The organism is Streptomyces sp. AMJ-169 (assembly GCF_055597585.1).
The window spans coordinates 201,415-216,862 of record NZ_JBVLTJ010000010.1 but is presented as its reverse complement, the minus strand read 5'-3'; the positions used below and the strand labels follow the sequence as shown (position 1 = coordinate 216,862).

Here is a 15,448-nt window from a genome sequence, read left to right as displayed (position 1 = left end):
GGGGCCCTAGGGCAACTCCCTCAGGGGCCGCCCCGCCGCCCCTGACCCGAGCCGCGAACCTCGTCCGAAATACCGAACCATGGACCCGAAGGACAGCTTGTGACCGACGCTTCCGTTCCGGCAGCCCGTCGCCCCGGTGAGCCGGCGCTCAGCGCGCTCGGCCTGGGCGCGCCCGCCCTCGACCCCGCCGACGCCTCCGCGCACACCTTCCCGGGCGGTGGCCGCTGGCGCACCGAGGTCCCTTCCTGCGAGGGTCCCGAAGCGCTGGCCGTCGTCCTGAAGGAGTCCTCCCGCCTGGACGTGCCGATCCACCGGATCAGCCAGGGCAGCGGCGTGTGGATGCTGTCCGACGCCGAGATCACCGAGATGGTGGAGGCGACCGCCGCGCGCGACATCGAGCTCTGCCTGTTCACCGGCCCGCGCGGCACGTGGGACATCGGCGGCTCGACCCGCACCGACTCGCGCGGCGGCGGCCTGCGCGCCCGGGGCCACGACGCGGTCGCCGGGTGCGTCGAAGACGCCGTACGCGCCACGGAGTTGGGGGTGAAGTGCCTGCTCGTCGCGGACGAGGGGGTGCTGTGGACGCTGCACCGGGCGCGGGTCGCGGGGATCATCCCGGCCGACACGACGCTGAAGGTGTCGGCGCTGATCGGTCCCGTCAACCCGGCCGCGTACGCGGTGTACGAGCGGCTCGGCGCCGACTCGCTGAACGTGCCCAGCGATCTGACGCTGGATCATCTCACCGAGATCCGGCGGGTGTCGGGCGCGCCGATGGACATGTACATCGAGGCGCCGGACGACCTCGGCGGCTATGTCCGGATGTACGAGGTGGCCGAGCTGATCCGGCGCGGCGCCCCGCTGTACCTCAAGTTCGGCCTCTCCAAGGCCCCTTCGATCTACCCGTGGGGCACGCATCTGCGGGACGTCACTCTGGACACCGCCCGGGAGCGGGTGCGGCGCGGCCGGCTCGCGCTGGATCTGCTCGAACGGCACGGCGCGGCGGGCGACATGGCGCCGCTGGGCTCCCGGCTGCCGGGCGAGCTGAACCGCTTCCCGGTCTGACGAAAACTCCGCGCTGTCCGCTCTCCCGGCCCGCGTGACCGCTCTCTCAACGACGAGAAGAACAAGGACTGATCAGCATGCTCAACCGCAGAGCGGCGCTCGCCGCGATAGCCACCGCCGCCTCCCTCGCCCTGACCCTCACCGCCTGCGGCCAGAGCGGCGAGGGCGGCAGCGCCGAGTCCTCCGGCTCCAGCAAGGGCGGCACGATCGGCATCGCGATGCCGACGAAGTCGTCCGAGCGCTGGATCAACGACGGCAACAACGTCGTCAAGGACCTTCAGGCGAAGGGCTACAAGACCAAGCTGGTGTACGGGGAGGACGACCCCGACCAGCAGGTCTCGCAGATCGAGAACCTGATCACGCAGGGCGTCAAGGCGCTGATCGTCGCGGCGATCGACAACAAGTCGCTGAACAACGTCCTCCAGCAGGCCGCCGACGCGAAGATCCCGGTCATCGCCTACGACCGCCTGATCCTCGGGACGAAGAACGTCGACTACTACGCGTCGTTCGACAACGAGAAGGTCGGCAAGCTCCAAGGGCAGTACATCGTCGACAAGTTGGGGCTGGCGAGCGGCAAGGGCCCGTTCAACATCGAGCTGTTCGCGGGCTCCAACGACGACAACAACACGAAGTACTTCTTCAGCGGCGCGATGAGCGTGCTCCAGCCGTACATCACGTCCAAGAAGCTGGTCGTCAAGTCGGGCCAGACGGCGCTGACGAAGGTGACCACGCTGCGCTGGGACGGCGCGACCGCCCAGAAGCGCATGGAGGACCTGCTCACCTCGTCGTACACGAGCGGCCGGGTCGACGCGGTGCTCTCGCCGTACGACGGCATCTCGATCGGCATCATCGCGGCGCTGCGCTCGGACGGTTATGGTTCGGCCGCGCAGCCGCTGCCGGTGATCACGGGCCAGGACGCGGAGCTGGCGTCGGTGAAGTCCATCATCGCGGGCCAGCAGACCCAGACCGTGTACAAGGACCTCCGCAAGCTGGCCGAGGTGGCCTCGGTGATGGTCGACGACTCGCTGAACGGCAAGACGCCGCAGACCAACGACACCAAGACGTACGACAACGGCGCCAAGGTCGTCCCCGCGTACCTGCTGGAGCCGGTGAGCGTGGACAAGGCCAACTACGAGCAGGTCCTGGTCAAGGGCGGCTACTACACGGCGGACCAGCTCAAGTAGCCCCGGCCTGTTCGCAACTCACTGATTGGAAGGCACGACCATGGCGGGACCCGTCCTGGAGATGCGCTCGATCGTCAAGACCTTTCCCGGTGTCAAAGCGCTCTCGGACGTCACGCTGACGGTCCGTCAGGGCGAGGTCCACGCCATCTGCGGCGAGAACGGCGCCGGCAAGTCCACCTTGATGAAGGTGCTCTCCGGCGTTCATCCGCACGGCAGTTACGAGGGGGACATCCTCTTCGAGTCCGCTCCTTGCGAGTTCCGGGACATCCGGGCGAGCGAGCAGCGCGGCATCGTCATCATCCACCAGGAGCTGGCGCTGTCGCCGTACCTCTCGCTGGCGGAGAACATCTTCCTGGGCAACGAGCATGCCAGGGGCGGGTTCATCGACTGGCGGGAGACGCTGCGGCACGCGACGGACCTGCTGCGCCGGGTGGGTCTGGACGACCATCCGGAGACGCGGGTGGCGGACATCGGCGTCGGCAAGCAGCAGCTCGTGGAGATCGCGAAGGCGCTCTCGAAGAAGGTGAAGCTGCTGATCCTGGACGAGCCGACGGCGGCGCTGAACGACGAGGACAGCGACAAACTCCTCAATCTCATCCTGGAGTTGAAGAACCAGGGCATCACCTCGATCATCATCTCCCACAAGCTCAACGAGATCCGCAAGGTCGCCGACTCGGTGACGATCATCCGCGACGGCCGCTCCATCGAGACCCTCGACGTGAAGGACGCGGGGACCACCGAGGACCGGATCATCAGCGGCATGGTCGGCCGCGACCTCGACAACCGCTTCCCCGAACGCAGCGGGTACGAGGGGGAGGTGGGCGACGCCCCGGCGCTGGAGATCAAGAGCTGGACGGTCACGCATCCAATTGACCAGCAGCGCAAGGTGGTTGACGATGTGTCACTGCACGTGCGGCGCGGGGAGATTGTCGGCATCGCCGGTCTGATGGGCGCGGGCCGCACCGAGCTGGCGATGAACGTCTTCGGCCGTACGTACGGCCGTTACGCGGGCGGCCAGGTCTTCAAGGACGGACAGGAGATCCGTACGAAGACCGTCGCGGAGGCGGTGAAGCACGGCATCGCCTATGTCACCGAGGACCGCAAGCACTTCGGCCTGAACCTGATCGACACCATCAACCGCAACATCTCGCTGACCGCGCTGCACAAGGTCGCCCGGCGCGGGATCGTCGACGAGCACGAGGAGCGGCAGGTCTCCGAGGGCTACCGCACGTCGATGAACATCAAGGCGCCGACGGTGTTCGAGCCGGTGGGCAAGCTGTCCGGCGGCAACCAGCAGAAGGTCGTCCTCAGCAAGTGGATCTTCGCGGGTCCCGAGGTGCTGATCCTGGACGAGCCCACGCGCGGGATCGACGTGGGCGCCAAGTACGAGATCTACACGGTCATCGACCAACTGGCCGCCCAGGGCAAGGCGGTCGTCTTCATCTCCTCCGAGCTGCCCGAACTGCTCGGCATGTGCGACCGCATCTACACCATGGCCGCCGGGCGGCTCACGGGCGAGTTCCCGCGGGCCGAGGCCACGCAGGAAGTGCTGATGCGTCAGATGACGAAGGACAAAGAGGTAACGCGATGAGCACCGACGTGACCGACAAGAGCCCGGCGGCGGCCCCGCCCGGCAAAGGCGGCGGGGCCGGCGGCAATCTGCTCCAGCTGATCCTGAACGGCCTGCGCAGCAACATGCGCCAGTACGGGATGCTGATCGCGCTCGGCCTGATCATCGTCCTGTTCCAGGTGTGGACCGGCGGCGATCTGCTGCTGCCGCGCAACGTCTCCAACCTGGTGCTCCAGAACAGCTACATCCTGATCCTGGCGATCGGCATGATGCTCGTCATCATCGCCGGGCACATCGACCTGTCGGTCGGCTCGATCACCGCGTTCACCGGGGCGATGGCGGCGGTGCTGACGGTGCAGCACGGGGTGGCGTGGCCGCTGGCGGTGGTGATCTGCCTGCTGGTGGGCGCCGCCGCGGGCGCCGTACAGGGCTATCTCATCGCCTACTTCGGGATACCTTCGTTCATCGTGACCCTCGCGGGCATGCTGCTGTTCCGGGGGCTCACCGAGATCTCGCTGAAGGGGCAGACGCTCGGCCCGTTCCCGGGCGGGCTCCAGAAGATGGGCAACGGGTTCCTGCCCGAGGTCGGTCCGCACACCAACTACCACAACATCACGCTGGTGTTGGGGATCGTCCTCATCGTCTTCTCGGTGCTGCAAGAGGTGCGCGACCGTAAGCGGCAGCAGGAATTCGCCCTGGACGTGGTGCCGTTCAACCTGTTCCTGCTGAAGCTCGTCGCGATCGGCGCCGCGATCCTCGCCGTCACGATGCTGCTGGCCAGCTACAAGGGCGCCCCGATCATCCTGCTCATCCTCGGTGTGCTGGTCATCGGCTACGGCTATGTCATGCGCAACGCGGTCTTCGGGCGGCACATCTACGCCATCGGCGGCAACCTTCCGGCGGCGAAGCTGTCCGGCGTCAAGGACAAGAAGGTCACCTTCCTCGTCTTCCTGAACATGGGCGTGCTCGCGGCCCTGGCCGGTCTGGTGGTCGCCGCCCGGCTGAACGCGGCGTCCCCGAAGGCGGGCCTCAGCTTCGAACTGGAGGCCATCGCCTCGTCGTTCATCGGCGGCGCCTCCATGAGCGGCGGCGTCGGCACCGTCCTCGGCGCGATCATCGGCGGGCTCGTCCTCGGTGTGCTGAACAACGGCATGAACCTGCTGAGCGTCGGGACCGACTGGCAGCAGGTCATCAAGGGGCTCGCACTGCTGGCGGCGGTCGGGTTCGACGTGTGGAACAAACGCAAGTCCGGTTCGTAACCATGTATCTCCGGGCCGCACCCCTAAGGGTGCGGCCCCAGCCCTTAAGGGGAGCCGCAGATATGGAACTGAACAGACGCACGGTCATCGCGGGCGCGGCGGCGGGCATCGCCGCGAGCGGCCTGGGCGGGACGGCGGAGGCGAGCACGGGCGGGGTGAGCGCGGGCGGGGCCGACTCTTCGGGCGCCGCCGCCGCTTCGGGCCGCACTCCCACGAAGAAGCTCTTCGGCACCCTCGCCGACGGCACCAAGGTCCACGTGTGGTCGCTGTCCAACGGCGCCACCCGCATGCAGGTCCTCTCCTACGGCGGTGTCCTGCACGCCCTGGAGATCCCCGACCGCCACGGCCACTACGCGAACGCCTCGGCGGGCCTGCGCACGATCGAGGACTACGTCGCGAAGAGCCCGTACTTCGGCGCGCTGATCGGCCGCTACGGAAACCGCATCGGCAAGGGCCGGTTCACGCTGGACGGCAAGAAGTACCAGCTGTCCGTGAACGACGGCGCCAACAGCCTGCACGGCGGCGCCAAGGGCTTCGACAAGCACGTCTGGGACGTCGAGCCGTGGGTCAAGGGCACGGACGTCGGCCTGCACCTGCACTACACCAGCGTCGACGGCGAGATGGGCTACCCGGGGACGCTGCGCGCGAAGGTGACGTACACGCTGACCCGGCGCGGCGAGTGGATCATCGACTACGCGGCGACGACCGACAAGGCGACGGTCGTCAACCTGACCAGCCACGTCTACTGGAACCTCGCCGGCGAGGGCAGCGGGTCCATCGAGGACCACGAGCTGACGATCGCCGCCGCCCGCTACACCCCGACCGACGCGGGGCTCATCCCGACCGGTGAGCTGGCGAAGGTCGCGGGCACCCCCTTCGACTTCCGCCGGCCCAAGGCCATCGGCCGGGACCTGCGCGCCGGGCACGCGCAGCAGATCCTCGCCAAGGGCTTCGACCACAACTGGGTGCTGGACAAGGGGATCACGGCGAAGCCCGAGCACGTGGCGACGCTGCGCGACCCGCACTCCGGCCGCACCCTGAAGATCGCCACCGACCAGCCGGGGCTCCAGTTCTACTCCGGCAACTTCCTCGACGGCACCCTGACCGGCACCGGCGGCCACACCTACCGGCAGGGCGACGCGCTGTGCCTGGAGACGCAGCACTTCCCGGACGCGCCGAACCAGCCGAAGTTCCCGTCGACGGTGCTGCGGCCGGGGCAGACGTACCGGACGCGGACGGTGCACACGTTCGGGGCGTGAAGTCGCTCTGGGCACAGGGGCGTTGAGCGCCCGCCATAGGTGCTTCACAAATTCCTACCGATTTCTCGGTGAGTGAACAGCCCCGGCCCAGCCTCCGTATGTAGGGGCGGCCCGTGTTCCATCGCACGGGCCGCTCACGCCAAGACGGACCCGTCTGTCCCCAACGGGCCCGCCCCATACGGAGGTTCCATGGCCGACAACGTCACCTCGTTGTTCCGCAGCACGACGGCCCACAGCCCGTCGATGGCGGCACTGACGCGGGAGGGCGGCGAGGGTACGGGCCCGGTCGACTTCTGTATCCCCTGCAACCCCTACTTCCCGACGCCGGCGATGTTCGACGACATGGCGGCGCGGTTCCGCAGCATCATCACGTACTACCCCAGCAGCGCCGACACCATCACCGCCGAGCTGTGCAACCTCCTCCAACTCCCGCCGCAGGCCGTGGCGATGGGCAACGGCTCCACCGAACTCATCACGTGGATCGACCACTTGCTGGTGCGGGAGTCCCTCGCGGTGCCGGTGCCGACCTTCGGCCGCTGGACCGACCAGCCGATGGAGACGGGCAAGCGGGTCGACATGTTCCCGCTCCAGGAGGCGAACGGATTCGCCCTGGACCTCGCCCAGTACGCCGAGTTCATCCGTACGCGCGGCACCCGGGTCGCGGTGATCTGCAACCCGAACAACCCCGACGGCGGCTTCCTCCACAAGCACCAGCTGGTGCAGTTCATGGACGCGATGGCCGACCTCGACCTCATCGTCATCGACGAGTCGTTCCTGGAGTTCGCCGACGCCGAGCAGGAGCCCAGCGTCGTCCAGGAGGCCATGCTGCGGCCCAACGTCGTCGTCCTGCGCAGCCTCGGCAAGAACTTCGGGCTGCACGGCATCCGCTTCGGCTACCTCGTCGCGAACCCCTCGCTGGCCGGCAAGGTCCGCTCGATGCTGCCCAAGTGGAACCTCAACTCCTTCGCCGAGCACGTGGTGTTCATGCTGAAGGACCATGGCCGTGAGTACGCCCAGAGCCTCATGCAGGTGCGCCGCGACCGGCTGGAGATGGCCAGCCAGCTGTCGGCGCTGCCCGGTCTCACGGTCTACCCCTCGCAGGGCAACTTCCTTTTCGTACGGCTGCCGTTGGGCGCGGAGGGGACGGTCGTGCGCGACCGGCTGCTGACCGAGCACCGGGTGCTGGTGCGGGAGTGCGGCAACAAGATCGGCTCCTCCAGCCGCTTCCTGCGGCTCGTGGTGCGGCCCGAGGTGGACGTGCGGCGCCTGGTGACCGGGATGGAGCAGGTGCTGTACGGCAGCCGCAAGCAGGAGGCGGTGCCCGAGCTGGCGGCCGCGGTCGGCTACAGCTCGGGTACGGCCGCCGTGGACCGGCTGGTCACGAACGGCGCGGGGATGCCGGGCCTAGCCGCTCAGGCCCTGGCGGCCGGCGCCCCGGCTCCGATGGCCCCGGCGGCTGTCGGGGCCGGTATGCCGGCGCAGATACCTGCGGCGCAGATGCCGGCGCAGATTCCGGCCGCTCAGATTCCGGCGGCGGCTCAGATTCCGGCCGCGCAGATCCCGGCGGCGGCTCAGATCTCGGCGGCGCAGATTCCGGCGGCTGCCGGGATGGGGACGGGGATGGGGATGGGGCAGCCGGCGGGGATGCTGGGGCAGGCGCCGATGGCCGCGCAGGTGCCGCAGCAGATACCGATGCAGTCCAACGGGGCGGGCATTCCGATGCCGGCGCAGGCACCCGCGTACCCGCAGCAGCAGCCGCCCGCGCAGCCGGCGATGACTCCGCCGGGGGTACCGGCGCGGGGCGGGCTGACGGCGGCGCAGGTACGGGGGACGAACGGGCTGACCCCGGCACCGGCGACGGGGTGGCCGAACGCGGGGAGCTGGCCGAATGCGGCGGGGATGGGGCAGGTGGGGTAACTCCGGAAAGGGAGACCCCTTAAAGGGTGAGGCAACTCCTTTACGGGGTCGGCCCGTTCAGTACGCGACGGGCCAACCCGTGCTCCAGTCCAGCAAGTTGATCCCCAGCTTCGGTGTCCCGTTGTCGTTGCCGTCGTAGTAGTGGTAGACGATGAGATCCCCGTCGGCGTCGGCCAGTACCGACTCCCCGCCGGGCCCGATCACGCTGCCGTGTGTCTCCAGCACCGGCGTCCCGCCGTTCTCGGTGAGCGCGACGCCGTTCTTGTCGACGTACGGCCCGGTGACGCTCGCCGCCCGGCCGGCCTTCACCTTGTACGTCGAACTCGTCCCCGCGCAGCAGGTGTCGTACGAGGCGAAGAGGTAGTAGTACCCGTTGCGCTGCACGATGTACGGCGCCTCGATCGCCTTCGTCCCGGTGGGGCGGGCGGCGATCGAGCGGCGGGCGGTGTCCGAGGCGAGCTGTTTCCCGGTCGCCGGATCGATCCGGATCAGCTTGATCCCGGTCCACCAACTCCCGAACGACAGCCACCACTTGCCGTCGGTGTCGACGAAGAGGGCGGGGTCGATGGCGTTGTAGTCACTGGACGCCGATGACGTATAGACGGTCCCGTAGTCGCTCCAGGACCCCGGCAGCCCGGTACTCGAACCGGCCAGCCCGATCGCCGACTTGTTGGACCCGAAGGTGGAAACGGCGTAGTACATAAGATACTTACCGCCCTGATACGAGATATCAGGCGCCCACGCCTCGGTGTTGCCGTACGAGACCCACCAACTCGGCCTGCCGCCGAACGCGTCCGCACCCGCGCTGAACGCGACCCGGTCGGTGGAGGTGCGATAGGTCAGCCCGCCACCGGTCCCGTACACGAGATACCGACCGGCGGCCGTACGGACCATCGTCGGATCATGCACACCCGTGTCCCCGGTGACCCGCCCCGGATTCGGGTAGGCGGAGGCGGTCGCCGGGATCAGGGCGAGCAGGAGGGCTGCGAGGAGGGTGACTCCGACGCGGCAGGGCGCCGGTCTGCGGAATGTGCGGCTCATACGAACGGAACGTAAAATCGAACGCTTTGCGCGTCAACGACCGGCACCCGACTTGACTGACCATCACTTTGCCGAACTGATAGCTCGTCAATAGAAACCCTCCCTACGGTGCCGTGTCCATGACAGACAACACAGCAGAGCCCACCGCCGGAGAATCCAATGTCGGGCGCCGTACCGTGCTGCTCGCGGGCGGTGCCACGGCCGCGACCCTGGCCGTAGGCGTCGCGACCCTCACCGAGACGAGCGCTCAGCCGGCCCAGGCGGCCGAGCAGGCGGCCGGAGTTCAAGAAGCCCAAGCCGCCGCAGCCGTCTGCACACTCACCAAAGAAATGACCGAAGGCCCCTACTACCTGGACGGCCAGTACGTCCGGGCCGACATCACGGAAGGCAAGACCGGCTTCCCCCTGAAACTCGCCCTCACCGTCGTCGACGACGACACCTGCGCCCCCCTCAGCAACGCCCTGGTCGAGATCTGGCACTCGGACGTCCTCGGCGAATACTCGGGCTTCGTCGGCAACAACGGCCACAGCGAACCCGACAGCGGCACCTTCCTGCGCGGCGGAGTCCTCACGAACACGAGCGGGCTCGCGAACATCACGACCGTTTTCCCGGGCTGGTACCGGGGCCGCTGCATCCACATCCACGTCAAGGTCCACACGAACGTCACCCTGACCTCGAACGGCTCCTTCACCGGCGGCCAGGAACTCCACACCGGCCAGCTGTTCTTCGACGAGACCCTCTCCGCCAGAGTCGCCGCGCTCACCCCGTACACGGCGAACACGGTCACCCGCACCACCCTCACCCAGGATTCGATCTACGACGGCGGCGGCGCCGCTTCCGGACTGCTCACCCTGACCGCGCTGGGCAGTTCACCGACCGCCGGCTACAGCGGCACCCTGACGCTCGGCGTCGAGCGGTGACTCCCGTACAGCTGAACTGAGTTCACCACCGGCGGCCCCGAGTGACGGCGGGGCCGCCGGTCCCGTTCCCCCAGCCGCGCCCCACCTCACGCAGTCACCAACTCCCCTTCCCGCTCCCGCAGATGCGCCCGCACCGAGTACCCCACCGCCCCGGCCCACGCCGCGAACACCCCCACGTACACAAGGACACTCCCCGCCCCAGACATCCCCACCCACCCGCTCCCCAGCAGCGTCCGCACATTCGTCACGACGATCACCCCACCCACCGCCGCCCCCAACACCCGTGCCGGCAACAGCCGTACGAGCCAAGCCGCCACCGGCGCCGCGACGAGCCCTCCGAGCAGAAACGCCAACACCCAAGCCCATTCAAGCCCTTGAGACCCCAGCGACACGAGAAACCCGAGACTCGCCGCCAACGCCACCAGAAACTCACTGGTGTCGACAGAGCCGATCACCTTACGCGGCTCCATCCGCCCGCTCGCCAGCAGCGCGGGCGTACCGACGGGCCCCCACCCGCCCCCACCGGTCGCGTCGAGGAACCCGGCGACCAGGCCGAGCGGTGTGAGGAACCGCCGCCGCAGCGGCTTGCCCAACTGCCCCTTGGGCAGCCCCCGGAAGGTGAACCGGGACATGACGTACACCCCGAGGCCGAGCAGGATGAGGGACATCACGGGCTCGGCGACCTCGGTGGACAGCGCGGACAGGACGGTCGCGCCGAGGAAGGAACCGGCCGCGCCGGGCACGCCGATGCGGGCGACGACCTTCCAGTCGACGTTGCCGAACCGCCAGTGCGACGCGCCGGACATCAGCGTCGTACCGATCTCGGCGAGATGGACGGTCGCGGAGGCCGCCGCCGGGTTGGTGCCCATGGCGAGCAGCAGGGTCGTGGAGGTGACGCCGTAGGCCATGCCGAGGCTGCCGTCCACGAGCTGGGCGCCCAGGCCGGCGAGGGCGAGCAGGATCAGCGTGCGCATCCGTGCACCGTAGGGGGCCACTCTGAGGAGGTTCTTAGACGTCCATGAGGACGCCGCACAGGAACACCCGGTACAGAAGAGGACCTACGGGTTCTCCCACGCCGCCGGTTCCGCCGCCAGCGCCTTCACCGGACCGGGCAGCGCCCCGGCCGCGAGATCGGCGACCGTCACCCCCTCCAGGATGCGCCGCACATTGGCCCGCAGCGCGACCCACAGCGGCAGCAGCGGCTCGGCGGTCCCCTGGTAGCTGAGGCCGGTGGGGCGCTCGCCGCGGACGGAGACGATGGGGCCGTCGACGCCTCTGATGACGTCCGCGACGGTGATCGCCGCCGCGTCCCGCGCGAGCCGGTAGCCGCCGCCCCCGCCGCGCCGGCTGTCGACGATCCCGGCCCGGCGCAGATCCCCGAGGATGCCCTCCAGGAACTTGTGCGGGATGTCCTGGGCGAGCGCGACGGTCTCCGTCTTCACCGGGGCGCCGGCGGACTGCCGTACGGCGATCTCCAGTACCGCCCGTACCGCGTAGTCCGCCCGTGCCGAGATCCTCATGCGCCCATTGTGCGGTGCGCGCGCGGTCAGGCGAGCCGGATCACGTTCCAGGAGAGCGGCTCCAGGGTCGCCGTCAGCCGGCCGTCCGTGAGGGCGGTGCCCTGGGCCGGGTGCGGGGCGACGCGGTCGGGGTCGGTGAGGGTGTTGCGGGCGTCGGGGTCGGCGTCGGCGAGGACGCTGTGCTCGACGACCCGCGCCAACCCGAGCCCGCCGAGGGCGACTTCGAGCGGCAGCGGCTCGGTGCGGCCGCGGTTGACGGCGAAGACGGTGACGGAGCCGTCGGCGGCGCGGACGGCGGTGGCGTGCAGCAGGTCCGTCGTACCGAACCGCTTCGTCTCGTGGGTCGGGGAGTCGGCGCGGACGTCGAGGACCTCGCCCCGGCCGTGGCGGGCGGCCTGGGCGAAGGGGAAGAACGTGGTCTGGCGCCAGGCGGGGCCGCCGGGCTCGGTCATGATGGGGGCGATGACGTTGACGAGCTGGGCGAGGCAGGCGATCTTGACGCGGTCGGCGTGCCGGAGCAGGGCGATGAGCAGCGAGCCGAAGACGACCGCGTCCGTCACGCTGTAGTTGTCCTCGAGGAGGCGCGGGGCCTCGGGCCACTCGTCGGGGTCGTGGGCCTCCGCGTGGTCGTGCCAGCGGGAGGTGTACCAGACGTTCCACTCGTCGAACGAGAGGTTGATCTTCTTCTTCGACTTCAGGCGGGCGCCGATGTGGTCGGCGGTGGCGACGACGTTGTCGATGAACGACTCCATGTCGACGGCCGAGGCGAGGAAGGAGTCGAGGTCGCCGTCGTGCGGCTCGTAGTAGGCGTGCAGGGAGATGTGGTCGACGAGGTCGTACGTCTCCGCGAGGACCGTCGCCTCCCAGGCGGCGAAGGTCGGCATGGACTGGCTGGAGCTGCCGCAGGCGACGAGTTCGACGCGGGGGTCGATCTGGCGCATCGCGCGGGCCGTCTCGGCGGCGAGGCGGCCGTACTCCTCGGCCGTCTTGTGGCCGGTCTGCCAGGGGCCGTCCATCTCGTTGCCCAGGCACCACATGCGGATGCCGAAGGGCTCCTTGTCGCCGTGCGCGACCCGCAGGTCCGAAAGGGCGGTGCCGGCCGGGTGGTTGGCGTACTCCTGGAGTTCGAGGGCCTCCGCGACGCCCCGGGTGCCGAGGTTGACCGCCATCATCGGCTCCGCCTGGGGGCCGAGTTTACGCAGGAAGGCGATGTACTCGGAGAGGCCGAAGCGGTTGGTCTCCGTGGAGTGCCAGGCCAGGTCGAGGCGGCGGGGGCGGTCCTCGGCGGGGCCGACGGAGTCCTCCCACTTGTAGCCCGAGACGAAGTTGCCGCCGGGATAGCGGATGGTCGTCACGCCCAGTTCGCGGACCAGGTCCAGCACGTCCTGGCGCAGGCCCTCGGTGTCGGCGCTCGGGTGGCCCGGCTCGTAGATGCCGGTGTAGACACAGCGGCCGAGGTGTTCGACGAACGAGCCGAAGACTCGGGGGTCGACCTCGCCGACGGTGAAGGCCGGGTCCAGGGTGAAGCGGGCGGTTCGCATGGGCACCTTTCGGGGGCCTTCGGGAGCCTGCTGAGAGGTCTCACTGTCCGAAATACCGGATAACGCTCGGGTCTCCGAACAGGGACCGTAGGGGGCGGCGCGACCCACGTCAACCCATGTGAACACGCTTTCCGACACCGCTTTCCACGGCTCCCTCATGACGTGTGCACATCTGCGCGCGTAGGCTCGGCGGGGGCCGATAAGGGGGTGGGGATGGACATCGCGGATGGGCGGGTGCCGAACGGGCGGGCGCCGAACGGGCGGGTGCCGGGCGGCGGGCTGTTTCGCCGGCTGCGGACCGGTTCGGCCATGCGGCGGCTCAGCTCCGGGCTGACGGCCGCGCTGCGGGAGCGGGGCGGGCCGGAGCGGCGGGGGCTGGAGACCGGTGAGGTGTGCCGGATGCTGTGCGCGCGGATGGGGGAGCTGCGCGGCGGGCGGCGGGTGGAGGTGCGGTTCGAGCGGTTCCCGGACGAGATCGAGGTGACCGGGCTGTGGGTGGAGTTCGCCGACTTCGACCTGGTCATCGTCGAGGAGCGGGCCGAGGAGGTGCAGCAACTGGTCATCCTGGGCCATGAGTTGTGGCATCTGCACGCCCGGCACCAGCACCACCACGTCGCCGCGAGCGCCCTCGCCGGCCGCTCCGACTGGGCCGGCGTCCCGCTGGCGGTCGCCGCCCGCGACGGCTCCCGCGAGGCGGACGAGGCCGAGGCGGACGACTTCGGCCACCGCCTGGCGGCGGCGGTACGGCCGTACCTGCGGGCGGGGGACGACGGGGCGGTGCAGCGGCTGCTCGGGTATCACAGGGGGCGGTGATGTGGCTCGCTCTCGGGGTCCGGCAACTCGCCTCCGGCGCACCGGCGTTCGGCCAAGACCTCCGCCAACTCGCCTCCGGCGCAACCCCGCTCGCCTCCAGCCTGCGCCAACTCGCCCTCCCCCTCCCCTCTCTCTCCGACTTCAGCATCTCCTTCTGCGTCCCCACCTTCGTCCTCTTCCTCGCCCTCGCCCTCAAGCTCCCCACCATCCTGCGCATGTGGCGCGACCCCCTGCTGCGGGCCGTCGGCGGGATGCTGCTGCTGGCGTGTGCCGTGTTCGTGTTCGTGGCGCCCTCGACGATCGTGTGGACCAACCGGGTCACCGGGATCCCCAACTTCTCGGCGCCGTGGTGCTATTCACTGCTCACCGCGTTCGCCGGCGCCTGCCTGCTGCTGATCATCGCCTGGCGGGGCGGGTTCGGGCCGCCGACGCGGGCGGCCCGGCGGGCGCGGCGGTGGGTGATCGGCTCGTACTCGGCGGTGATCGCGGCGCTGTGGGTGCTGTTCGCCCTCGCCGACGTCCCCGAGGAACGCGTCCGCGACCTCGACACGTTCTACGCCAACACCCCTTTCATGCGCGAGGAGATCCTCCTCTACCTCACCGCGCACACCGTCGCCGTCGTCATCACCCTCCGGCTGATCGGAAACTGGCTGCGCACGGAGGAACTCGACGGCTGGCTCCGCGCCGGCCTCCTCTTCCTCACCGTCGGCTACGCCTTCAACCTGGGTTTCGACGTCCTCAAACTCACGGCGGTCGCGGCCCGTTGGACCGGCCACGACCTCGACTGGATGAGCACCCGCGCCGCCCCGCTCGCCGCGTCCCTGTCGGCGATCCTGGCCGCCGTCGGCTTCATCCTCCCGCACAGCGGCCAATACCTGCGCGACCGCTGGGAGTCGTACGCCGCCTTGCGTGAACTGCGGCCCCTGTACACGCTGATGAGGTCGGCGACCGGCCGGGGCGTGCCGTTCGCGCCGCACGCCTCGGCGGGGCTGCGGCTGGTCCAGCGCGAGACGTTCATCCGCGACGCGCTGCTGCGGCTGTCGCGCCACTTCGACGAGGACCGGGGCCGCCGGGCCTACCGCGCCGCCGTCTCCCTCGGCCACTCCGAGGACCGCGCGCTAGCCCTGGCGGCGGCACTCACCGTCCAGGACGCGGTCACCCGAGGCCGCCGCACCCCGTACGAGGAGACCACCGGCGACCTCGACATCACCCGCCTGCTCCAGTCGATCGGCCCGGTCTCCCGCGCCCTGCGCGACCCCGAGACCCTGACGGCGGTCCGCACCCGGATGGCGACGACGCCGGAACCGGCGAAGAGACTGCGGGGCGCGGGCCACCCCTAGCCCGGACGACAATCCGGTAGCC

Annotated in this window: 13 protein-coding genes; 9 read left to right on the top strand and 4 right to left on the bottom strand. The window is 69.6% G+C overall.

What is annotated here, in order from left to right; all coding sequences use genetic code 11:
* Positions 1-99: 99 nt before the first annotated feature.
* From ACYUD3_RS24995 to ACYUD3_RS24970, 6 genes are all read left to right on the top strand, one after another.
* Complete coding sequence (locus ACYUD3_RS24995) at positions 100-1,062, top strand: hypothetical protein (protein ID WP_470973853.1); 963 nt, start codon at positions 100-102, stop codon at positions 1,060-1,062.
* A 77-nt stretch (positions 1,063-1,139) separates the two neighbouring features.
* On the top strand, positions 1,140-2,246 hold the full coding sequence (gene chvE, locus ACYUD3_RS24990) for a multiple monosaccharide ABC transporter substrate-binding protein (protein WP_470973849.1): 1,107 nt from the start codon (positions 1,140-1,142) through the stop codon (positions 2,244-2,246).
* Positions 2,247-2,286: 40 nt separating this feature from the next.
* The gene (gene mmsA / locus ACYUD3_RS24985) at positions 2,287-3,837 is read left to right on the top strand and encodes a multiple monosaccharide ABC transporter ATP-binding protein (protein ID WP_470973844.1); all 1,551 of its coding nucleotides are present in this window, start codon (positions 2,287-2,289) and stop codon (positions 3,835-3,837) included.
* Positions 3,834-5,075 (top strand): multiple monosaccharide ABC transporter permease, encoded by a 1,242-nt coding sequence (mmsB, locus tag ACYUD3_RS24980; RefSeq protein ID WP_470973839.1) that lies wholly within the window; start codon positions 3,834-3,836, stop codon positions 5,073-5,075. Before mmsA ends, mmsB begins: the two co-directional genes overlap by 4 nt.
* A gap of 62 nt (positions 5,076-5,137) precedes the next feature.
* Positions 5,138-6,334: an aldose epimerase family protein gene (locus tag ACYUD3_RS24975; RefSeq protein WP_470973834.1), complete on the top strand. Its 1,197-nt coding sequence runs from the start codon at positions 5,138-5,140 to the stop codon at positions 6,332-6,334.
* 189 nt (positions 6,335-6,523) lie between these two features.
* A complete protein-coding gene (locus tag ACYUD3_RS24970; protein ID WP_470973832.1) occupies positions 6,524-8,251 on the top strand; it encodes a pyridoxal phosphate-dependent aminotransferase in 1,728 nt (575 codons plus the stop codon).
* A gap of 57 nt (positions 8,252-8,308) precedes the next feature.
* Here the strand turns inward: ACYUD3_RS24970 and ACYUD3_RS24965 are convergent, their stop codons facing one another.
* Positions 8,309-9,292: an arabinan endo-1,5-alpha-L-arabinosidase gene (locus ACYUD3_RS24965; protein ID WP_470973828.1), complete on the bottom strand. Its 984-nt coding sequence runs from the start codon at positions 9,290-9,292 to the stop codon at positions 8,309-8,311.
* Between the two features lie 119 nt (positions 9,293-9,411).
* Between ACYUD3_RS24965 and ACYUD3_RS24960 the strand changes: the two genes are divergently transcribed.
* A complete protein-coding gene (locus tag ACYUD3_RS24960) occupies positions 9,412-10,212 on the top strand; it encodes an intradiol ring-cleavage dioxygenase (protein WP_470973826.1) in 801 nt (266 codons plus the stop codon).
* 86 nt (positions 10,213-10,298) lie between these two features.
* On the opposite strand, the gene ACYUD3_RS24955 is transcribed toward ACYUD3_RS24960, so the two are convergent.
* The 3 genes from ACYUD3_RS24955 to arfA all read right to left on the bottom strand — a co-directional run bounded on the left by ACYUD3_RS24955 (position 10,299) and on the right by arfA (position 13,273).
* Positions 10,299-11,186, bottom strand: coding sequence for a sulfite exporter TauE/SafE family protein (locus tag ACYUD3_RS24955; protein WP_470973823.1), 888 nt, complete (start codon positions 11,184-11,186; stop codon positions 10,299-10,301).
* 84 nt (positions 11,187-11,270) lie between these two features.
* Positions 11,271-11,732 carry an RrF2 family transcriptional regulator gene (locus ACYUD3_RS24950; protein ID WP_470973821.1) on the bottom strand — a complete coding sequence of 154 codons (462 nt, stop codon included), beginning with the start codon at positions 11,730-11,732 and terminating at the stop codon, positions 11,271-11,273.
* Between the two features lie 26 nt (positions 11,733-11,758).
* Positions 11,759-13,273 (bottom strand): arabinosylfuranosidase ArfA, encoded by a 1,515-nt coding sequence (gene arfA / locus ACYUD3_RS24945; protein WP_470973817.1) that lies wholly within the window; start codon positions 13,271-13,273, stop codon positions 11,759-11,761.
* Positions 13,274-13,486: 213 nt separating this feature from the next.
* Here arfA and ACYUD3_RS24940 point away from each other — a divergent pair, with 213 nt between their 5' ends.
* Both ACYUD3_RS24940 and ACYUD3_RS24935 read left to right on the top strand, forming a co-directional pair.
* Complete coding sequence (locus ACYUD3_RS24940; protein WP_470973814.1) at positions 13,487-14,086, top strand: toxin-antitoxin system, toxin component family protein; 600 nt, start codon at positions 13,487-13,489, stop codon at positions 14,084-14,086.
* A 101-nt stretch (positions 14,087-14,187) separates the two neighbouring features.
* Complete coding sequence (locus ACYUD3_RS24935) at positions 14,188-15,426, top strand: MAB_1171c family putative transporter (RefSeq protein ID WP_470974210.1); 1,239 nt, start codon at positions 14,188-14,190, stop codon at positions 15,424-15,426.
* Positions 15,427-15,448: the final 22 nt, after the last annotated feature.